The sequence below is a fragment of the Arthrobacter sp. H20 genome (assembly GCF_000520515.1).
Taxonomy (GTDB): Bacteria; Actinomycetota; Actinomycetes; order Actinomycetales; family Micrococcaceae; genus Arthrobacter_D.
The window spans coordinates 1-20,754 of the sequence record NZ_KI914714.1; the positions used below are offsets into that span (position 1 = coordinate 1).

At 63.5% G+C, this 20,754-nt stretch carries 17 protein-coding genes and 2 pseudogenes; 11 read left to right on the forward strand and 8 right to left on the reverse strand.

The window, feature by feature from the left end:
• The 3 genes and pseudogenes from Y703_RS0103795 to Y703_RS22905 all read right to left on the reverse strand — a co-directional run.
• Positions 1-357, reverse strand: a 357-nt coding sequence (locus tag Y703_RS0103795) for a DUF3817 domain-containing protein (RefSeq protein ID WP_026551651.1), incomplete at its 3' end; no start/stop codon positions are given.
• A 291-nt stretch (positions 358-648) separates the two neighbouring features.
• Positions 649-882 carry an EamA family transporter gene (locus Y703_RS22900; RefSeq protein ID WP_026551652.1) on the reverse strand — a complete coding sequence of 78 codons (234 nt, stop codon included), beginning with the start codon at positions 880-882 and terminating at the stop codon, positions 649-651.
• Positions 843-1,097: pseudogene (locus tag Y703_RS22905) on the reverse strand (EamA family transporter); the annotation flags it as partial. The gene Y703_RS22900 and the pseudogene Y703_RS22905, both read right to left, overlap by 40 nt.
• A gap of 164 nt (positions 1,098-1,261) precedes the next feature.
• Here Y703_RS22905 and Y703_RS0103805 point away from each other — a divergent pair.
• Together Y703_RS0103805 and Y703_RS0103810 are read left to right on the forward strand one after the other, a co-directional pair.
• The gene (locus Y703_RS0103805) at positions 1,262-1,735 is read left to right on the forward strand and encodes a MarR family winged helix-turn-helix transcriptional regulator (protein WP_026551653.1); all 474 of its coding nucleotides are present in this window, start codon (positions 1,262-1,264) and stop codon (positions 1,733-1,735) included.
• Positions 1,736-1,791: 56 nt separating this feature from the next.
• A complete protein-coding gene (locus Y703_RS0103810; RefSeq protein WP_026551654.1) occupies positions 1,792-5,322 on the forward strand; it encodes a TM0106 family RecB-like putative nuclease in 3,531 nt (1,176 codons plus the stop codon).
• On the opposite strand, the gene Y703_RS21355 is transcribed toward Y703_RS0103810, so the two are convergent.
• On the reverse strand, positions 5,228-5,842 hold the full coding sequence (locus Y703_RS21355) for an XRE family transcriptional regulator (protein ID WP_216698861.1): 615 nt from the start codon (positions 5,840-5,842) through the stop codon (positions 5,228-5,230). The genes Y703_RS0103810 and Y703_RS21355 overlap by 95 nt on opposite strands.
• A gap of 83 nt (positions 5,843-5,925) precedes the next feature.
• On the opposite strand from Y703_RS21355, the pseudogene Y703_RS17760 reads away from it, so the two are divergent.
• A pseudogene (locus Y703_RS17760) lies at positions 5,926-7,135 on the forward strand (benzoate/H(+) symporter BenE family transporter).
• Between the two features lie 98 nt (positions 7,136-7,233).
• Positions 7,234-7,509: a hypothetical protein gene (locus tag Y703_RS0103825; RefSeq protein ID WP_026551656.1), complete on the forward strand. Its 276-nt coding sequence runs from the start codon at positions 7,234-7,236 to the stop codon at positions 7,507-7,509.
• Positions 7,510-7,589: 80 nt separating this feature from the next.
• On the opposite strand, the gene Y703_RS0103830 is transcribed toward Y703_RS0103825, so the two are convergent.
• Positions 7,590-7,793 (reverse strand): cold-shock protein, encoded by a 204-nt coding sequence (locus Y703_RS0103830; RefSeq protein WP_019483883.1) that lies wholly within the window; start codon positions 7,791-7,793, stop codon positions 7,590-7,592.
• Between the two features lie 406 nt (positions 7,794-8,199).
• On the opposite strand from Y703_RS0103830, the gene Y703_RS21905 reads away from it, so the two are divergent.
• On the forward strand, positions 8,200-8,844 hold the full coding sequence (locus tag Y703_RS21905) for a cupredoxin domain-containing protein (protein WP_216698862.1): 645 nt from the start codon (positions 8,200-8,202) through the stop codon (positions 8,842-8,844).
• 110 nt (positions 8,845-8,954) lie between these two features.
• Positions 8,955-9,779 (forward strand): VldE C-terminal domain-containing protein, encoded by an 825-nt coding sequence (locus Y703_RS0103840; RefSeq protein ID WP_253907927.1) that lies wholly within the window; start codon positions 8,955-8,957, stop codon positions 9,777-9,779.
• Positions 9,780-9,800: 21 nt separating this feature from the next.
• Here Y703_RS0103840 and Y703_RS0103845 read toward each other — a convergent pair whose 3' ends face one another.
• Positions 9,801-11,024: a hypothetical protein gene (locus tag Y703_RS0103845; RefSeq protein ID WP_155849394.1), complete on the reverse strand. Its 1,224-nt coding sequence runs from the start codon at positions 11,022-11,024 to the stop codon at positions 9,801-9,803.
• A gap of 160 nt (positions 11,025-11,184) precedes the next feature.
• On the opposite strand from Y703_RS0103845, the gene Y703_RS0103850 reads away from it, so the two are divergent.
• Both Y703_RS0103850 and uvrA read left to right on the forward strand, forming a co-directional pair.
• Positions 11,185-14,469: a DEAD/DEAH box helicase gene (locus Y703_RS0103850; protein ID WP_026551659.1), complete on the forward strand. Its 3,285-nt coding sequence runs from the start codon at positions 11,185-11,187 to the stop codon at positions 14,467-14,469.
• Positions 14,470-14,479: 10 nt separating this feature from the next.
• The gene (gene uvrA, locus Y703_RS17770; protein WP_035763761.1) at positions 14,480-17,014 is read left to right on the forward strand and encodes an excinuclease ABC subunit UvrA; all 2,535 of its coding nucleotides are present in this window, start codon (positions 14,480-14,482) and stop codon (positions 17,012-17,014) included.
• A 4-nt stretch (positions 17,015-17,018) separates the two neighbouring features.
• Here uvrA and Y703_RS17775 read toward each other — a convergent pair whose 3' ends face one another.
• On the reverse strand, positions 17,019-17,258 hold the full coding sequence (locus tag Y703_RS17775) for a YegP family protein (RefSeq protein ID WP_051427284.1): 240 nt from the start codon (positions 17,256-17,258) through the stop codon (positions 17,019-17,021).
• Positions 17,259-17,512: 254 nt separating this feature from the next.
• Between Y703_RS17775 and Y703_RS0103865 the strand changes: the two genes are divergently transcribed.
• Entirely contained in the window at positions 17,513-17,983 is a 471-nt protein-coding gene (locus Y703_RS0103865) for a DUF4383 domain-containing protein (protein WP_026551660.1), read from the forward strand.
• A gap of 178 nt (positions 17,984-18,161) precedes the next feature.
• On the forward strand, positions 18,162-19,379 hold the full coding sequence (fdhA, locus tag Y703_RS0103870; RefSeq protein ID WP_026551661.1) for a formaldehyde dehydrogenase, glutathione-independent: 1,218 nt from the start codon (positions 18,162-18,164) through the stop codon (positions 19,377-19,379).
• Between the two features lie 76 nt (positions 19,380-19,455).
• On the opposite strand, the gene Y703_RS0103875 is transcribed toward fdhA, so the two are convergent.
• Positions 19,456-19,926 (reverse strand): acyl-CoA thioesterase, encoded by a 471-nt coding sequence (locus tag Y703_RS0103875; protein ID WP_035763762.1) that lies wholly within the window; start codon positions 19,924-19,926, stop codon positions 19,456-19,458.
• A gap of 272 nt (positions 19,927-20,198) precedes the next feature.
• Here Y703_RS0103875 and Y703_RS17780 point away from each other — a divergent pair.
• A partial coding sequence (locus tag Y703_RS17780; protein WP_035763764.1) for a transglycosylase family protein occupies positions 20,199-20,754 on the forward strand: 556 nt, incomplete at its 3' end.

Below are 20,754 nucleotides of genomic sequence, written 5' to 3' on the forward strand. Positions count from 1 at the left end.
CCAGGCCTGAATTTTTTCGACCGGCCCGCGAGGGGCGTCGGCTCCGGGCGCGAGGCGCCAGCCGCCGTCGAGCTTCCCACGGCGTTCCATCGTCTGGTCGAAGACTACTGACGCGAGTGGAACAACCGCTGAGAGCAGGCCCAGAAAGCCAACTTTGAAGGACCAGCGCTGGTTCACCCAGACGAAGACCGTGACCATCACAAACACGAGGAAGACGAACCCGTGAATCCCACCGGCCGGCGAAAGGAGCGCCTCGGTTGTCTGGGTCACGTACTTGAGGAAAATGGCCAGGAGCAGGAAGGTCCAGGTCAGGGCCTCAGCAACGGCGACGGTGCGGAACAGGATGCGGGGGCTCATGCGTCTCTCCAAAGGGTCGGTCCTTCCAAATTACCCCAGGCCGTTGCACTCATCCCCACTGGGCGAGCGTTGGACATGTCACACGCTCGACGATGGCGTGGTCTGTCCTGTCGGGCTTTGCACCGCAGATTCTCCAGTTGCTGTTGGCGCGCCCCGGGCCACCGATCTGGCGACCGAGACCAGCGTGCCGACGATTATCGCTGCTCCCATGACCTGGCCGGGCGAAAGCGTCTGGCCGAGGAAAATCCAGCCACAGAGCGTGGCTACCAGCGGACTGAGCAGGCCAAGAAACTATGCGGTCGACGCCGGTAGTCTCCTCAGCCCGCGGAACCACAGGACATAGGCAACAGCCGTGCCGATAGTTGTGAGGTAGAGGTAACCGCCAACGTTCATCGGCGTTAGGCCGGAGGACGGCAGCCCCTCGATCAGAAGCGCCAACGGCACCAGGAAAAGACCGCCGGCGATCAGCTGCCATGCTGTCAGAGTCAGCGGCGAGGCGGGCTGACCCCATCTTTTGAGCAACACGATGCCAGGACTGCCACGACGAGTGGCTGGATTGCTCCCACCGTAGCGGCGACACCTCCAGGAAGGCGATAGGCGGCGATGAAAAGTAACGCAAAGAATGCGCCGATGTTGAGCACTCCGAGCAACCCGGCTTTCCACCACCAGCTCCCTTGGGGCAGCCGCCGGACGAAGAGCAGCAGCACCAGCCCCGCGGGCAGCGCCCTCACGGCTGCGGCGAGGAGCGGCCGTGAGGGCGGGAGGAACTCTGACGTTACTAGGTAGGTGGTACCCCAGACGCCGGAGCGATCGCCGTGATCACCAAGAGAATTCGATTGCTAAGCACTTAGCTAGTGCAGCTAAGTGCTTAGCAAGTGTCTACGCTTGGCTCACGAGTGATCATGTGGACCGCATTCTTGGCCAGTGGAATACCGAACGGCCTGACCTCGATACCTCCCCCATGGCCGTGGTTGGACGGCTATCTCGGCTGTCCCGGCAGATCGACCGAGAACTGGAGCGGACCGTCAATCGCCATGACCTGGACGCGGCCAGTTTCGACGTCCTCGCAACCCTTCGCCGGGCCGGCAGGCCCTACACCCTCAGCCCCCGCGACCTCTCTGCAAGTTCGATGGTCACCTCCAGCGCTATCGCCCAGCGCCTCAACCGTCTTGAGCGCCGAGCATTGGTCACCCGCACGCAGGATCCAGGGGACGGTCGCGGTAAACATGTAGCGCTCACCCCACAGGGCTTGCACCTCATCAATGAGGCCCTTCCGGAGCACCTCGCAACAGAGCATCGGTTTCTCTCGACACTCACTCCGGGTGAACAGGAGGCCTTGGCTAACCTACTGGCCAAACTGTCAGCGGCACATGGTTAGCTGAAATTGTCCTGATACCGTGAACAGCTCCAAGGCCGCAGTCGCTGGGAGGCGCAGTGTTTCTTCTCGACCCCACGGTCCCCGGTGAACTGCCGGACCTGATCTTTTCCGCCACCGATCTGGTGACAGCCGCCGAGTGTGAGTACCGGCTGCTCCACGTGCTCGACGAGAAGCTAGGCCGTTCCCCCCGCCCGGAGTTCGACGCCGACGCGATGCTGGAGCGCACCGCCGCCCTGGGCGATGTTCATGAGCGCAAGGTCCTCGACGACCTTGTCGCTGAGCACGGAGCGTGGAATCCTGACGCCGGGACTGGGGTGTACGACGTCGTGCCCGCCGTGGGGATGGAGCGCACCCTGCTGGAAACCAAGCACCGGGAGTCGATAGCTGCGCTGAGGTCGGGGGCCGACGTCGTCTTTCAGGCCGCGTTCTTCGACGGCCAGTTTCACGGCAGATCCGACTTCCTGGTCAAGACCACCGAGGGCTCGTACGCCGTCTGGGATACGAAGCTGGCCCGCCATGCGAAGGTGAGCGCCCTGCTACAGCTGGCAGCGTACGGCGATCAGTTGCTCGCTGCGGGTATCCCAACGGCGTCGGAGGTCACCCTGGTATTGGGCAACGGTGCGCACAGCGTGCACAGCCTCTCCGACATTCTTCCCGTTTTCCGCGAGCGCCGCGACCGGTTCCTGCGGTTGATCGGCGAGCACCGCAGCCAGCCCGAACCGGTGATATGGGAAGGTACCGGCCACACCGCCTGCGGCCGCTGCGACTACTGCCAGCTACAGGTCCTGGAAACCCGTGACCTGCTGCTGGTCGCAGGGATGAGCACCACCCGCCGCACCAAGCTCCATCAGGCCACCATTCGCACAATTGACCAGCTTGCCGCCATGGACGTCCCTGCAACAGACAAAGGTTTGCTCCGGCTCCGCGATCAGGCCCGGATGCAAACCGGCACAGCCCACCCGGATGGCAGCGTGGACTACCTTGGTAAGGACGGCCTGCCCACCACGCTGAGCTACCGGGTCCTCCCCGACCACACGCTGGGCGCCCTCCCCGCCCCCAGCCAGGGCGACATCTTCTTCGACTTTGAGGGCGATCCACTCTGGCAGGACAGGGCCGGACGTTGGGGGCTCGAGTACCTGTTCGGCGTCGTCGAGAACCCTGACCGCACCGGCACCCCTCCCCCATTCCTGCCACTCTGGGCGCACTCCCGCCTTGAGGAACGGCACGCCTTCACCGACTTTCTTGCCTATGTCGCCACCCGCCGGGCCCGGTACCCCGACCTGCACATCTATCACTACGCCTCCTACGAGAAGACGGCGCTGCGCAACCTGTCGCTGGCCCATGTGGTGGGCGAGGATGCGGTGGACACGCTGCTCCGCGATGGCGTTCTGGTGGACCTGTATGAGACGGTGCGCCACAGTCTGCGCATCTCCGAGAATTCCTACAGCATAAAGAAACTCGAACCCCTTTATATGGGTACCAATCTGCGCAGCGGGGACGTGAAGGACGCCGGAGCCTCGGTGGTTGCCTACGCCGATTACTGCACCGCCAGGGATTCCGGCAATGACACCCTCGCTGCCGAGATCCTGGCCGGGATCCGCGACTACAACGAGTACGACTGCCTCTCCACGCTCCGCCTCCGTGACTGGCTACTGGCCCGTGGCGCCGAGCGGAATATCGCTCCCACTCCCACAGTGGATGCTGATGCTCCGGGCGGGCTGCTGGACCCCAGCCCTGAGGAAACCCGCCTCCTGGACTACCTTGAGGAGCTTCCACCGAACCGGGCACTCACCGACGATGAGCAAGCGGTGGCAATGGTCGCCGCAGCGGTCGGCTATCACCGCCGCGAGGACAAACAGTTCTGGTGGGAGCACTTCGACCGGCTGGACAAGGCGACCGAGGACTGGCCTGACACCCGCAACGTCTTTGTGGTGCAGGGGGCCGAGGTTCTCGAGGATTGGGACCGGCCCACACCCCGCAGCAACCCGGTCCGCACCCTCCGGTTGCTGGGCGTGGCAGCCGAAGGATCTGACTTTGAGCCGGGAAAGTCCCTGTTCCGCATGTATGACCAGCAGCTGCCTGAAGATCTGGCAGCCGCGGCGGAGACCGGGACCTCCCTCAGGGCTGGCTGGTTCGGTACCGAAGTGGTGTCCCGGAGCCATGACGGAGTCAGGGATGTGCTGGTGATCCGGGAGAAGCTCAAGAAGGACGGGGCCGAGTACAGCCAGACGCCCATTGCACTGACCCCCGATCAGCCCATCGCTACCAAGAGCATCCGCGCTGCCCTCTCCGAGTTGGCGAACCAGGTGGGCTCGGCCCTGCCCGGGCTTCCCCGGAATCCCGGCCTTGAAGTTCTCCGCCGGGCCGCACCCAGGCTCTCCAGCCTGGGCTCCCTGCCACTAGTGGTCAACGGCGATTACGTCACAGCTATCACCGCCGCCGTCACCGCACTGGACCACTCCTACCTCGCGGTGCAGGGCCCACCCGGCACCGGCAAGACCTACGTCGGCTCCCACGTCATCGCAGCACTGGTGGCCATAGGCTGGAAAGTGGGAGTGGTGGGGCAGTCCCATAAGGTGGTGGAGCACATGATCCGGCAGTCGCTCGCCGCTGGCGTACCTGCCGAGCGGACCGCGAAGAAGACGAAAGATCCCGGTGCCCCATGGGCTCACGCTACCGACGACGGCGTCGCTGCGCTTCTGGACTCCCCGGGAGGAGCGCTGGTCGGCGGCACCGCCTGGACCATGACCGGGAGTAAAGTGCCATCAGGCTCACTGGACCTGCTGGTCATCGACGAGGCTGGACAGTATTCGCTGGCAAACACACTGGCAGTATCCCGCTCCACGTCACGGTTGCTGCTGCTGGGCGATCCGCAGCAGCTCCCCCAGGTGACCCAGGGAACCCATCCCGAACCGGTGGACACCTCGGCATTGGGCTGGCTGTCGGCAGGGCATGCCACCCTCTCCCCCGAGCTGGGCTATTTCCTGGCGGACAGCTGGCGGATGCATCCAGATCTCTGCGCGGCGGTATCCCGACTCTCGTATGACGGCAAGCTCGAATCAGCGCCGGCGGCTACTCTCCGCTTCCTCGAGGGCAAACCGGCCGGAATCGAATGCGTCCCGGTGGAGCACACCGGGAGGACCACTTCGTCAACCGAGGAAGCCCAGGAGGTAGTGAGTCAGGTCATCAAACATGTGGGACTGCGCTGGACAGGGGGGCCGGATGAGCTTCCGCGTCCGCTGGAACCCAGAGACATCCTGGTGGTGGCTGCCTACAATGCCCAGGTCCAGCTGATCCAGGACCATCTTGAAGCTGCGGGTCTGAACGGTGTCAGGGTGGGTACCGTTGACAGGTTCCAGGGTCAGGAGGCTCCGGTGGTTATCGTTTCGATGGCCTGCTCCTCGGCAGCTGAGGCTCCCAGAGGAGTCGGTTTTCTGCTCAACCGTAACCGGGTCAATGTTGCGGTATCCCGGGGGCAATGGCGGGCAGTCATCATTCGCTCCCCCGAACTGACCCATCATTTGCCGCCCCGGCCGGAACAGTTCGAGGAGCTGGGAGCGTTCGTTGGGTTGTGCTCGGCGAGGTGATGGTCAGCACGGCCGTTGCACCCTCGCCTGCTGCGGCATAGGAATGCTCCTCATCGCTGAGCCACGAATGGGAGGCTCCGGCACCGATCATGTGTTGCTCGCCGATCCGCCCCACGGTGGCGCTGCCCCGCACCACCAGGAGATGCTCGGTGACCCCCGGCCCGTGGGGTGGCGACAGCCGAGATCCATTAGCCGAAATGGTGAGCCAGTACACCTCGGTGATGCCGCCGTCGTCGTGGTGGCGTACACCCATCAACCGTGCGGACACCACGTCATCGCTGGCCTCAGCACCCAGTTCCTCGCCCAGCAGCGCTGCCAGGGGTACCTGTAAGGGTGCGGCCAGCGCATACAGGGTTTCGAGGGTTGGGTTGCGTTGGCCGGTCTCCAGCTCGGACAGTGTCCCCTTCCCGATTCCCGCCCGAGCGGCGAGAACTGACAAGGTCATGCCCTGCTCCGACCGTAGGGTCCTGATCCTTCGGCCCACGGCGGTCAACCGGTCGGTCATCATCCTGGTGGTCATGGGTAGCCTCCTCCGGCTACGATAGCAGCGTTCCGTATACGGAACCGCCCACTATTCGCTGCACCGATTGGGAGACTCAGCCCGTGACGCCCGAGAGCACACCAGCAGTCCACACTCCGCTCCGGGAACCTATCCTCGCGGGAGTGGTGACGGCGCTGGTCGGTTTCACCTCATCCTTTGCGGTGGTGCTCGCCGGCTTACGGGCAACAGGCGCCACTGAGCAGCAGGCCGCGTCAGGACTGCTCGCACTGACTGTCATCTTCGGCCTCGGCATGATCCTACTCTCAGGCGTCTACCGCATTCCGGTGACACTGGCCTGGTCCACACCGGGCGCGGCCCTGTTGGCTGGCGCGGCCTCGTACGACGGCGGATGGCCAGCCGCCGTTGGGGCCTTCGTGGTCACCGGCGCATTGATCACTGCGACCGGCGCCATCCCGGCGCTCGGGAGACTGATCGGGCGGACACCGACCGCTCTGGCGCAGGCAATGCTCGCAGGGGTTCTCCTCCCGCTGTGCCTCGCACCGTTCCGGGCCCTGGGCAGTATCCCACTACTGGTGTTGCCGCTGATCCTGACCTGGCTGGCCGGGACACGGTTCGCGCCGCGGTGGGCGGTGCCCCTGACCCTGGTCGGTGCACTCCTGGTGATTGGCGGCTACCTGGCGGTAAACCGTATCCCTGGACTGGGCCACTGCCACACCGGCGGTGGAGGTCACTATGCCCGAGTTCAGTCTGCAGGCCGTCGCCAGCCTTGCGTTGCCGTTGTATATCGTGACCATGGCATCCCAGAATGTGCCGGGGGTGGCTGTCCTGGCCTCGTTTGGCTACCGGACTCCGTGGCGTTCCTCGATGCTGGTCACCGGGCTGGGCACTGCAGCGGCTGCACCCTTTGGCGGTCATGCAATGAATCTTGCCGCACTCTCCGCCGCCCTGTCCGCCAGTGAGACAGCGGGATTGGACCGAGACCGTCGCTGGATCGCGGCTGTCAGTGCTGGCGGCTGCTACCTGGTGCTCGCTGGTGGATCCGCTGCACTGGTGACAGTTGTCGCAGCGGCACCGCCCGGGCTGATCGAAACGGTGGCGGGTCTGGCGCTCATGGGGACAATGGCATCGGCGCTGGCTGCAGCTCTGGCGGACGCCTCGCAGCGGATGAGCGCCGTTGTGACTTTCCTGGTCGCCGCATCCGGGCTGACTCTGGCAGGGATTGGCGGCGCCTTCTGGGCGTTGATCGCGGGCCTGCTGGTCCGTTGGGTCGTGGAGCGCCGCCCCACTAATAGATCAAGTCAACAGAAATGACGTGTTTTCGTGGGAAAACCCGTCATTTCTGTTGACTCGATCCCAAGGGGAGGCGGCGGGGAAGGCTCGACCCGGCACGAGTAGGGTAGGTTTCAGCCATGACTACGTTCACTGTTGAAAAGTCGGCCGGAATCACCACTTTGGGCCTGTTCCTGATGATGTCCGGGCTCGCGACCTGGCTGGGCTTTGGGGTGCCGCAGCAGCTCGCTTCAGGATCAAGTTTCTGGGTCACCGCAGGTATTGCCCTGGCGGTTACTGGCTTCCTTCTGCTGCTGATCGGGGTGCATCGCGCCTTGTCGAGCCTCGACGCACTGGCTGAGCACCGTTTCCCAACGGCACATCCGGCACCGTCTCAGAGTGAATCAGTCCAGTAACAGTGATTTGCCCGTTAACGCGAAATAGGGCGGGAATTTCTTCCCGCCCTATTTCAGTGGTCAGTGACCACTAAGTCGAGTTAGACGACCTGGATGTTTACGGCCTGAGGACCCTTGGGGCCCTGCTCGGTCTCAAAGCTAACCTTCTGGTTCTCGTCGAGGGACTTGAAGCCGCTCGAGTTGATAGCGGAGAAGTGAGCGAACACATCGGCGCTGCCATCTTCTGGTTCGATGAAGCCGAAGCCCTTGTCAGCGTTGAACCATTTCACGGTACCTGTTGCCATTTTTAATCATCCTTCTGGAAATATGAAACTGATCCCGACTGTCGGGTAGTTTCAGTCGCGGCGTTCGTTTCCCGCTTCTACAGAAAAAGCGGCTGGCCCGTCTGGGTTTCGCCGCTTGAAATACAAAATGCGCAACACTACAACTGCGTACGAGTCTACATGGATTTCACGGTGATGGTAACCAGGCAGCGTGTGGTCGGCAGTGATCGCAATGCTGGCACCCCGCCTCTACGCGTTCAGTCAAATGGGTCAGCCGCTACGTTTTGGCCCACTGAGCCCGTAAAGGACTGCCCCAAAGCCATCCTTTGCCAGAACTGTGACGAAGACCACACAGCGGCGGATGTCTGTGCAATCTTCGAGACATTTGGACGTTTAGACCCCAAGAGTCCCAAGTTATCAAACCCCCATGAGAGGCACCATCATGAACACCACCACCAAGGTCCTGAATGTAGCCTTCGCCGCAACGCTCGCTGGAGCGGTTGGCCTGGGTTCAGCGAGCATGGCCGTCGCCACGCTTCCGACCGCCCCTCTCTCCCTACCGGCAATGACCCAGGCCCAAGATGTGGTCATCACGATCACCGACTTCACCTACTCGGTCTCAGGTCCGGTGAGCCCCGGCGCGACAGTCACTGTGATCAATAACGATTCAGAAGCCCACACCGCCACGAACAGTGCTGGCGAGTTTGACTCGGGCACCATCCCAGGTGGGTCCCAGGGTACCTTCACAGCACCCAGCGAAGCTGGTGAGTACCCGTTCATCTGCATCTTCCACGGAAATATGTCCGGCTCGCTCGTCGTCCAAGCCGCTGCGGCTCCAGCACCGGCTCCGGCACCGGCGCCTGCACCGACTGAGGCACCCGCACCAGCTGGGACGCCCGCACCAAGCGCGACGTCACAGCTGGGCCAGATGCCTGTAGGTGGGGCAGACACCGGCACAACAACAACGTCGAATGGTGGAAACATCGGAGTTATCGCGCTGGGGGGTGGCATGATCCTGGCCCTGGCCGCGGGTGGTACCTACGTAGTCCGCCGCGCAGGGGTCAAGAACTAGGAGACCGGACTTCCGGCACGGAGGCCGAACAGCCTCCGTGCCGGAAGTCAGCCAGGGCTCTGTGGGCCCGGAACCAAAGGGCCCGGAACCACACAAGGCGCTATCGCGGCGTGAGAGCATTAATCCATGCCCCGACCCGCTATCCGATCATCGAAGTCACCCTCGTCATGACTAATGTCCGGTCGCATGGGCGCCCGCGCCGTCCGCTTCGGCTATTGCTGGGGCTGCTCCTGCTCGGGATACTCGCGTCGGCACTAGTGTTCGTTGGACCCGGACTGGTCAACGGCCTGGGTGTTCAGGGCGCATCCCTCCTGAGCGGCTCAGAGTGCACAGTCGAAACGTCAGAGGGCGACGTCGGGCTGGACCGTGCTGAGGCGAAACTGGCCACCACCGCCGTCGCCCTCCTGACCCGGGGACTGGAGGCACCAGACACCTCAACCATCGACGATGCAGTCATCCAGCGACTGACCGCCGGACCACCCGACGACGCCGGGCCCAGCCTGAGCTGCCAGGGATCGGCCGCCAGGAATCTCGAGGAACAGCAATTGGCGGCCACCGGCCTGACGCCCCGCGCCGAACAGGTACGGCAGGCGATGGCCGAAGTGTTCGGGGAGCAGAGCCTTGGCGGGTTCGCCCCGGGAGGGGTCGGCCAGGGCCACGGCGAGGCGTCAACACACTACGACGGCCGGGCCATCGACGTCTTCTACCGTCCGGTGACCGAGGACAACCGGCGCCAGGGGTGGCTCCTTGCCCACTGGCTCGTTGCGCACGCAGAGGACCTTGACATCCAGTACGTCATTTTCGACGACGAGTTCTGGAGCTCACGTCTCGCTCGCGGGCAGTGGCACTCCTACGAGGCACCGGCTCCCGCCAATGAGATCCTGCGCCATCTCGATCATGTGCATGTGGACGTGCTGGGTGGAGGTCCCGGCTGACGGGATGGTAATCACCGCTGATCAGGGGCCAGCGGAGCCAATGGAGGCAAGATTCGTGGTTCCGGCCACCGCCCCGACCGCCACTGTGCCGGTTGCCTCTCGCCCGAGGTACCACCCGTGCGTTCGCTCAGTGCCACCGCCAGGTTTGACTTGCCATCGGGTGTCGCTTACCCGCACGATCGGCCCTGTCGCCGCGAGGTTGAGTGCCACCGGATGAACGACTGTGTCAGATACCGTCTCGCCGCCCTGACAGCCGTCAGTGACGAACCGATCGAACTGGATGGAACCCGACGCGGTGGCTGTGACCAGCTTGCGGCCGAGTGTCAGCACACCGGGCCCCGATCCCACGACAAACTGCTCGCGGAAGGCTGTGGTGCCGTCGCCACAGTCGATCAGTTCGACGGTAAAGCTCGACGCGCTGAGCGTCGTCATACGCCCCGGCGCGCTGGTGGTGCTGGCCTGCACTATCGCATCCTCGAAGAGGACACCGGGGCCGCCGGTAGGTTCAAACTCGGCGCTGTAGTCTCCCCGCGCTCCTGTGCCGCCTGGCGGTGCGACCGGGTCCGGCGCCACCGGCGCTTCGCCGTTGGTTCGCTGCCGCTCCACAGCGTATTTGAGGAAAGCGGCGGAGCTCTCAGCCCCCACGATGAGCGAACCTACACTCAAGCTGCCGGTGCTGTCGCGGGCAAAGTCGTAGAACCGGCCGGTCGAGCGGTTGGGGCCAGCCGATGTGGTGCCTGTGATACCGGTGAAGAATCTGGCCGAAGTACCCGTAACCGCAATCTGCACCTTCTGGGCAGCCAGCGTCGTGATCGACTCCGGCTCGCCGCACCCGGGGCTTGCGGTGACGACCAGGTTGACGACCGCTTGCCCGAAGGCCTGGTCGAGGCTGTGCCCGATGTCCAGGACCACCGGGCCGGGCTCACTCGCATCCCGGGTTTCGGTTTGGACCGTGGCGGTGGCGACGTCCTCGCTCAAATCCGGACAGGTGATGGTGGCAGCCCGGGACAAGAACACGTCAACCGTCGTAGCACCCCCGATCTCCTGCCGGAATGAGACCGCCCCCGCATAGGCTCCGTCCGTCTCCGGAAGGAGGTTGACAGCGGCCTGGTAGTACCGCTGATCGCTGTCCTGCGGACCACCGGGTGGTGCCGCCACTGCAACGCTGGAGGATGCCGGAGCGATGAGCCCCAACATGGCTACGCAACATACCAACCTGCGACCTGCACCAGTACCTGGCTTCATGGCCCGCTCCCTGCCCTCCTTCGGAATTTTACTCCCGGACGGATTTCAAGTCACTGCTTTTCTCTCCGGCCCATCGCTAGGGGCCAGCGATGGCATCTGGTCCCTCACCGGCCCACTGCCCGCGCGGTATTCAGTCAGTAGCGCGTGAGAGCATTAATGCATGCCCCCGACCAGCTCTCCCATGATCGATGTCACCGACATCATCCGCATGGTGGGCGGCGCCTCCTTCCAACGCGGGCAAACCTATGCGAAGCAGGGGGCGGTGTCCCAACTCGCCTGGGATCCGTCGGGCAACACCCTTGATGCACTGGTTCAGGGGAACTCACCCACCGCCTACCGTACCCGCCTGTTCCTGGCAGCAAAGGGCGACGGTCGGTACCACCTCAGGGACAGCTTCTGCAGTTGTCCCATCAGCCTCGACTGTAAGCACGTGGCGGCCACGGCACTGCAATCCAACACTGAACAACTGCTCTCCCGCCAGGAACTGACCACACCCGCCCAGCCGTCGAAGCCGGTGGGCTGGCAGAGCTCCCTGGCGGGGCTCATCACGCCAACGCCCGACGACGGCGCCCAGTCACCCAGGGCCCTGACGCCGCTCGCACTCCAGTTCGAGCTCCGGTCTGGCCAGGGCCAGCGCACCGGGTGGCAGTCCCAGCCCGCCTCGCGTCGGCGGGCAGCCAAACCCCGGCTCGGTGTGCGCCCAGTTGTCCGCAACAGCAAGGGCAACTGGGTCAAGAACAATCTGTCCTGGGGCAGCATCAGCTACCAGACCTACGGCGTCATCCTTGACCCTGACCAGCACCGCTGGTTCTCCCAGTTCCCCTCACTCCACCGCGGGACGGGTGTCAGCTACTTCGGCAACAATGACTCCTGGCTATACCTTGAAGACTTCAGCAACCCGCTGCTATGGCAACTGCTGCAGGAGGCACAGCGCCTGGGCGTTGAATTTGTCGGTTCCACCAAAGGCGTCTCTGTGGTGTTGGGCGGCAGCGCCGCCCTGAAACTCGACGTCACGTCAACAGTCGATGACCAGCTGCAGCTGTATCCGGTACTGGAGATCGATGGTCACCAGCACCCACCCGATACCGCCCAGCCGATCAGCACCCACGGCCTTTACGCGGTCGACCCGGGCACGCCCACGCAAAGCACTGTGATCACTCTCGCCCCAACCGCAAAGCGGCTCACCGATCATGACATTGGCCTCATGCTGCAGGCGGCCCCGGTAATGATCCCCGCCGAAGAGACACCGCTTTTCCTCGATAGCTTCTACCCGCGGCTCCGCCAGGCTATTGAGCTGACCAGTAGTGACGAGTCCGTGAGCTTCCCCAACATTGCACCTCCGGTCCTGATCCTTACCGCCCGTTACACCGCCGATGACCGGTTGGACCTGTCCTGGGACTGGGAGTACACGCTTGGGGATCACGCCACCCGCAAGCCCCTACTCCCCGCGGCCGGCGCCCAGGACTACCGCGACACTGCTGCCGAAACGGACCTGCTCAGAACCGCGCGTTCCTATCTCGGGTCCACCCAGCTGACGACGCTCACCCTTGAGGACATGGGCGCCGTCGAGTTCACCGAGGACACATTGCCCCAGCTGATGGATCTGGAGGGCATCCGCGTCGACGTGATCGGCAACCAGCCCGCCTATGAAGAACTCACCGAACCGGCGCAGCTCACCATCACTACAGTCGAGACGGACAACCGGGACTGGTTTGACCTTGGCGTGCTCGTGACAGTCCAGGGCCGCAAAATCCCCTTCGACCACATCTTCAGGGCCCTGGCCCAGGGGAGGAAAAAGATCAAGCTGGTGGACAACAGCTATCTGTCCCTGGACCAGCCCATTTTCGAGCAGCTACGCGAGCTCATTGCGGAGGCCCGAGCCCTCAACGAGTGGGATCCGGGCCTGAAGATCAGCCGGCACCAGGCGGGGTTATGGGCCGAGTTCGAAGATCTCGCCGAAGAGACCGAGGAAGCCCAGGGATGGCGTGCAGCGGTCGCGGGGCTGAACGACCTGCGCCAGATCGAACCCACTGACCTGCCGCCCACCCTCCTCGCCACCCTTCGCCCCTATCAGCAGGACGGCTTCAACTGGCTGGCGTTCCTCTATCAGCACGGTCTCGGCGGTGTCCTGGGCGATGACATGGGTCTCGGAAAAACAGTGCAGACCCTCGCACTGCTCACCCATGCCAAGGAGAAGGGAGAAACCAGGCCCTTCCTCGTCGTCGCTCCGACGTCGGTGGTCCCCAACTGGGTGTCCGAGGCCCAGCGCTTCGCCCCCAGCCTGGCCATCACCGGTGTCACGGACACCCAGGCGAAGAGCGGGAGCGCACTGGCGGCCCTCACAGCAGGGGCCGACGTCGTCGTCACCTCCTACACGCTGTTCAGGCTCGACTTCGAGGGCTACCAAGCGCAGGAGTGGGCAGGCCTGATCCTCGACGAGGCGCAATTCGTCAAGAACCGGACCGCCAAGGTCCACCTGTGCGCCAAGGAGTTCTCGGCACCGTTCAAGCTCGCCATCACCGGCACCCCCATGGAGAACAACCTGATGGAGTTGTGGTCGCTGTTCTCCATAACGGCTCCGGGCCTGTTCCCCTCTGCCCGCAGGTTCACCGAGGATTACCGCAACCCGATCGAGAAGTCCGGAAATACCGAGCGCCTCGCCCGCCTGCGCCGCAGAATCAGGCCGCTACTGATGCGCCGGACAAAGGAGGCTGTCGCATCCGATCTGCCCCCGAAGCAGGAGCAGGTGCTCGAGGTGGAGCTACATGCCCGGCACCGCAAGATCTACCAAACGCACCTGCAGCGGGAACGGCAGAAGCTCCTGGGGCTGATCGAAGACCTGGACCGCAACCGGATGATTGTGTTCAGGTCCCTGACCCTGCTGCGGATGCTCAGCCTCGACGCCTCGCTGGTGGATCAGGCCTACGACGGCGTCCCGTCGGCGAAGCTGGATGTCCTGTTCGAGCAGTTGGAGGACGTGGTGGCGGAGGGCCACCGGGCCCTGGTGTTCAGCCAGTTCACCTCCTTCCTGAAAAAAGCTGCCGATCGGCTCGACGCGCAGGGGATTGACTACAGCTACCTTGACGGGTCCACCCTGCGGCGAGGAGACGTCATCAGTAAGTTCAAGGACGGCCGCGCGCCGGTCTTCCTGATCAGCCTCAAAGCTGGCGGGTTCGGCTTGAACCTCACCGAGGCCGACTACGTGTTCCTCCTGGACCCCTGGTGGAACCCCGCCACCGAAGCGCAGGCTGTAGACCGCACCCACCGGATCGGTCAGACACGCAACGTCATGGTCTACCGGATGGTGGCCACCGGCACGATCGAGGAAAAGGTGATGAAGCTCAAGGAACAGAAGGCCAAACTGTTCAGTTCAGTGCTGGACGACGAAGCGGTTTTCAGCTCAGCGCTCACGGCCGAGGATATCCGGGGGCTGTTGGAAGGCTAAAGTCGAAGGGGTGAGTCAACAACTATCAGCCGACCTGCCCGCCGCCGCCCCCACCACCGGATTCGTCCAGGTTCGCGGCGCCCGGGAGAACAACCTCCGGAACGTGAGTGTCGACGTCCCCCGGGACGCGATAGTGGCGTTCACCGGCGTCTCCGGATCAGGGAAATCCTCGCTTGCTTTCGGCACCATCTACGCGGAAGCCCAGCGCCGATACTTCGAGTCAGTGGCGCCCTACGCCCGGCGCCTCATTCAACAGGGCTCGAACCCTCGCGTCGATGAGATCACTGGGTTGCCGCCCGCCGTCGCGCTGCAGCAGCGCCGGGGAACGCCCAGTTCACGGTCGACTGTAGGCACAGTCACTACCCTGTCCAACTCGGTACGGATGCTGTTTTCACGAGCGGGAACCTACCCCGAAGGCGCCGAGTCGCTGGACTCTGACTCGTTCTCCCCCAACACCGCCGCCGGCGCCTGCCCCCAGTGCCACGGGTTAGGGGTCGCCCACACCGTTAGCGAGGACTCGCTCGTCCCCGACCCGTCCCTGACTATCCGTGACGGTGCCATCGCGGCATGGCCGGGAGCCTGGCAGGGCAAGAATCTTCGCGATATCGTCCGTGAACTTGGTCACGATATTGACACCCCCTGGGACCAGCTAGCCAAGGAGTCCCGCGACTGGATCCTCTTCACCGAGGACCAGCCGGTGGTCGAGGTTACGCCCCAGCGGGACCGCGTGGCGAAACCCTACAAGGGACGCTTCTGGAGCGCCAAGAGCTACGTACTGCACACCCTCGCCGACTCCTCCAGCCAGTCCATGAGGGAACGTGTCCTCCAGTTCATGCACAGCGGCCCCTGCCCGCTCTGCGACGGCAGCGGACTGCAGCAGGCCGCGCTAGCCGTGACCTTCGCTGGCTACTCCATCGCCGAGCTCACCGCCGTCCCGCTGGCCGAGTTGGCAGCGATCGTCGAACCCACTGCGACCCTGCAACACGCGGGGTCCAGCTCCCGCGCCCTGAGCTCAGGAGAAACCACCGAGGTGGCTGTCACACTCACCAGGGACCTCCGCCAGCGCGTTGGCGTTCTCCTGGATCTGGGGCTTGGCTATCTGAGCCTGCGCCGCCCCACCCCCACCCTCTCGCCGGGCGAAATGCAGCGGCTACGCATCGCCACGCAGCTCCGCTCCGGCCTATTCGGGGTGATCTATGTCCTCGACGAACCGTCAGCAGGCCTGCATCCGGCAGACGCCGAACCGCTGTTGGAGGTGCTCCAGCAACTCAGGACGTCCGGCAATTCGGTGTTCGTCGTCGAACACGACATGGATGTGGTCCGCAACGCGGACTGGGTCGTGGACGTCGGCCCACGGGCCGGCGAGGCCGGCGGATCGGTCCTCTATAGCGGCGCCGTAGCTGGTCTCGCCGACGTAGACGCGTCGGTCACCCGCCCGTTCCTCTTCCCTGAGCAGGCACCGCCGGCCACCGAAACGGCGTTGCGTCAACCGGAGCGGTGGCTGAAGCTTAACAACATCACCCGCCACAACCTCAGTGGCCTTGACGCCGCCGTCCCCCTGAACGTGCTGACTGCCGTCACCGGAGTCTCAGGCTCGGGCAAGTCCACCCTCGTCTCCCAGGTGCTGGCCGACGTCGTCAGCGATCACCTGCACGCCGGTGTCCCGGAGCAGGAGTCCGACGGCGACGCCAGCGACCGCGACTGTGCACCCGGTGACCACATGACCGTCGGTCATGTTGAGGGCCTCGACCTGATTGACCGGCTGGTCCGGGTGGATCAACGCCCGATCGGGAGAACCCCTCGGTCCAACCTCGCCACCTACACCGGCCTGTTCGACGCGGTTCGCAAGCTCTACGCTGCCACCGACGAAGCCAGGGCACGGGGGTACGGCGCCGGCAGGTTCTCCTTCAATGTGACCGGCGGGCGGTGCGAGACGTGCCTCGGCGAGGGGTTCGTCTCGGTCGAACTCCTGTTCCTCCCCGGCAGCTATGGGCCCTGCCCCACCTGCGACGGGTCACGCTACAACCCTGAGACCCTTGAGATCACCTATCGGGGCCGGACCATCGCAGAGGTGCTGGGGCTTACCGTCGACGCTGCGGCCGAGTTCCTCGCCGATGTTCCCGCAGCGGCGAGGAGCCTGACCACCCTCCGGCAGGTGGGGTTGGGCTATCTGCGGCTCGGTCAGCCGGCCACCGAGCTCTCGGGTGGAGAGGCCCAGCGCATCAAGCTAGCCACCGAACTACAGCGTGCCCGCCGCGGGCATACCCTGTATCTCCTCGACGAGCCAACCACCGGGCTGCACCCGTCCGATGTGCAGCTACTGCTCGCCCAGCTGAACAACCTGGTCGACGCCGGTAACACGGTTGTCGTGGTTGAACATGACATGGCGGTCATCGCCGCCGCAGACTGGGTGCTGGACCTCGGCCCCTCAGGAGGAGACGAGGGTGGGCGGATCGTGGCGGAAGGAACGCCATCGTCGGTGGCTGGCAACACTGCCAGCAAGACAGCTCCCTATCTGGCCCGGCGACTCAGCGGCACCGCATAATCAGTTAGCGGCGCTGATCGCTGAAGCTTCTTCTTGCCGCAGCGCTCTCGCCGATGTGATGGCCCCTACTCTGATCGACAACGGGTCCGGTACCGGCAATTTCCCTGATCAGTTCGATGCCCGCGACTGCATCATGTTTGGTTGGATAGTAGGTGGACACGGCCACCAGCTCTCCGTCGCCAGCCATCAGTTTGATCCGGCATCCACCGTCGTGCGCGTCAACTATTTTGAAGTATCCTGACACTTTCTTACCTCCTTGTAAGGAATGCCTGAATGGATACCCTACACATTAAGCATCCTTAGCTCCGTTGGATAGAGCCTTGACGAAATATTCTCCCCAGTCAGCTTTTACTCCCCGTTCTTCTTCTCTCAACTCCCCCGGCGGCGGTAAAATGACAGTGCTGGCACGGTGACCATCCCACTGCCAACGGCCCTGTAAAAGCTCGGCGAATAGGTTCCCGTTTCATCATGTTATTAACTCGACCTAAGGGAGGGGAGATGACTACCGCATCACACCACGCACGTGACTTTCACGTGACCCACGAGCTCGTTCGCAGCGGCTCGATGGGTATGGGCGTAGTCTTTCTGATTTTGGGTGTCCTGGCGTTCGTGCCGGGCCTAACCACACAGTATGGTTCGCTGGCCTTTGCCAACGGATCTGAGGCGCTGCTGTTCGGTGTCTTCCAGGTGTCCATCCTGCTCAATCTCGTGTATCTGGTTGCCGGAGCAGCCGGGATCATCATGAGCAGGGACAGCACTGGTGCCCGCAATTTCCTTCTGGGTAGCGGCGCCCTGTTCTTGCTGATGTGGGTTTACGGAATGGTCATCGATCTTGAGTCGACGGCCAATTTCCTATCGTTCAACGCGGCCGGCAATTGGATGCATCTAACCCTCGCGTTGATCGCGGGAGTAGTAGCCACCGCGCATATTGCCCGCAACCGAGGAGGCCGCCAATCAACCACTCCCTAGACAACGGCCATCGAGCCACATCATAAATGTTGCCCTGCACTGACTCGTTCGGTGCAGGGCAACATCACTTAAACCGCCATGCAACCTACTTGCAACCTTGGTGCAACCCGGTCCGCGGTACGTTCGCACTGCGCCCTGTCACCGATGACACGGCAGTTCGGAAACGGAAGGGAAGCTCATGCCTGGAAACAAAGCCGTTGCTTACAAAGGACCCGGGAAAGTGGAGGTCATCGATATCGACTATCCCACCTTCGAGCTGAACGATGGCCCGGGAGTAAACCCGGCCAATGTGGGCCGTCAGGTGCACCACGGGGTCATCCTGAAGACTGTCACCACCAATATTTGCGGCTCCGATCAGCACATGGTCCGGGGCCGGACCACTGCCCCCTCCGATCTGGTGCTGGGCCACGAAATCACCGGCGAGGTAATCGAGGTAGGCCGGGACGTCGAGTTCATCAAGAAAGGCGACATCTGTTCGGTGCCCTTCAACATCGCCTGTGGGCGGTGCCGGAACTGCAAGGAACGCAAAACGGGCATTTGCCTGAATGTGAATCCTGACCGCCCCGGGAGCGCCTATGGGTACGTGGATATGGGCGGTTGGGTCGGAGGCCAGGCCGAGTATGTCCTGGTGCCCTACGCTGACTGGAACCTGTTGAAGTTCCCGGACCGGGATCAGGCGATGGAGAAGATCCTTGACCTGACCATGCTCTCGGACATTTTCCCGACTGGATTCCACGGCGCGGTCTCGGCAGGAGTGGGCGTCGGATCGACAGTTTATGTAGCTGGTGCAGGGCCGGTGGGCCTTGCCGCAGCGGTGTCAGCGCAACTGCTCGGCGCAGCGGTAGTGATTGTCGCCGACCTCAACGAGGAGCGGTTGGCGCAGGCCCGCAGCTTCGGGTGCGAGACAGTCGACGTCTCCAAGGGTGATCCGAAGGATCAGATCGAGCAACTGATCGGCGTTCCGGAAGTGGATTGCGGAGTTGATGCTGTGGGATTCGAGGCGCGTGGCCATGGCGCCGATGCCTCCCACGAAGCACCAGCGACAGTGCTGAACTCGTTGATGAATATCACCGCCGCCGGCGGTGCGATGGGCATCCCTGGCCTCTATGTGACTGGAGATCCGGGAGCGGTCGACGACGCCGCTAAGGTCGGATCTTTGTCCCTGAGCCTGGGAACCGGCTGGGCAAAGTCCCTGTCCTTCACCACCGGTCAGTGTCCGGTGATGAAATACAACCGTGGACTCATGATGGCGATCCTGCATGACAAGGTGCAGATCGCCAAGGCAGTGAATGCCAAGGCGATCAGCCTGGCAGACGCTCCCCGCGGGTATCAGGAGTTCGACGCCGGCGCTGCCACGAAGTACGTGCTCGACCCCCATGGGTACGTCTCAGCATAAAGCAGCGTTCCACAGATCGTGGGTACCAGCACCGGTGCTGTTACCCACGATCTGTGTCTGGGGGTACCCGAACCCATCAGGAGAACAGCGCGGCACCCAGGTACGGCGCCAACGCATCCTCCTGCTCCTCGCTCACTCGCAGCAGGCTTCCCGAGTGCGTGTCGACGAAGGCCAGCACCGTTTCCGCCTTAACGCAGACGACCCCGGTTAGCGGGTCATGGATCCGGTAGGCAAGGGTGAAGCTTGCCGGCTTCACTGCACTCACCCAGACGTCGATACGCGCCGGAACGTTGCGGTAATCGAGGGTCTCCACAAACTTCACATGATGTTCCACCACGAGGGCCTGGGTGCCTGGCTTAACCGACGAAAACACTGCAACTGGAGGCTCTTCCCCCTCGGCACCCGTCCCTCCCGGAGGGCCAAACGCATGAATCCGGGCTTCCTCAAGAAGCCGCAAAACCTGTACATTGTTGATGTGCCCGTAGGCGTCCATGTCGGACCACCGCATCGGCACCTGACAGATCAGTGTTTGGCCAGCCAAACCCATCCCCTTTCCACCCTTTCGTCAAGCGCCGCCACGTCTCGATTTGGCAACGATTAGAATCTGTTCTACCGTAGACGATAACCCGCTAAGGGAAACAACCCGCTGCCTGGTCTCTTGAGACCGCAGTTTGATATGCCCGGTGCTGCCAATCCACCCGACGTTGCTCGTCCGGCAGCCACCAAAGACCTGACCACTAAAAACAGTCGAGGCGAGCAACGGCGCAAAAATGTCCGGGGACGGAACTAGCGCTGGTGGCCTTTCGGAGCATCTGAGACATGAAAAACCAGAAACTTTCTACCACCGCGCGCCGCGGCGTTGCAATCATCGCTCTTGCAGGCCTCGGTCTCGGAGCATCAGCCGGTGTTGCCAACGCAGCCCCCGGCAGCACCTGGGACTCCCTGGCACAGTGCGAGAGCGGCGGCAACTGGGGGATCAACACCGGTAACGGCTTCTCCGGTGGCTTGCAGTTCACCCCCTCCACCTGGGCCGCTTTCGGCGGACAGGGCGCTCCTCAGGACGCCGGCCGCAGTCAGCAGATCGCCGTAGCCGAGAACGTCCTGCAGGGTCAGGGCTGGGGCGCTTGGCCAGCCTGCTCGGCCAAGCTCGGCCTGAGCGGTGGAGCCAACCCATCGGCACAGCCGATGCAGCAGGCACCAGCTGCGCAAGCACCAGTGCAGGCACAGGCTGAGCAGATCCAGCCTCAGGTGGCACCAGCACCCGTCGCCCAGGCACCGGTTGCACCAGCACCGGTGGCACCGGCACCCGTTGTCGAGGCACCAGTGGCACCGGCACCCGTTGTCGAGGCTCCAGTGGCACAGGCACCTGTGGCGG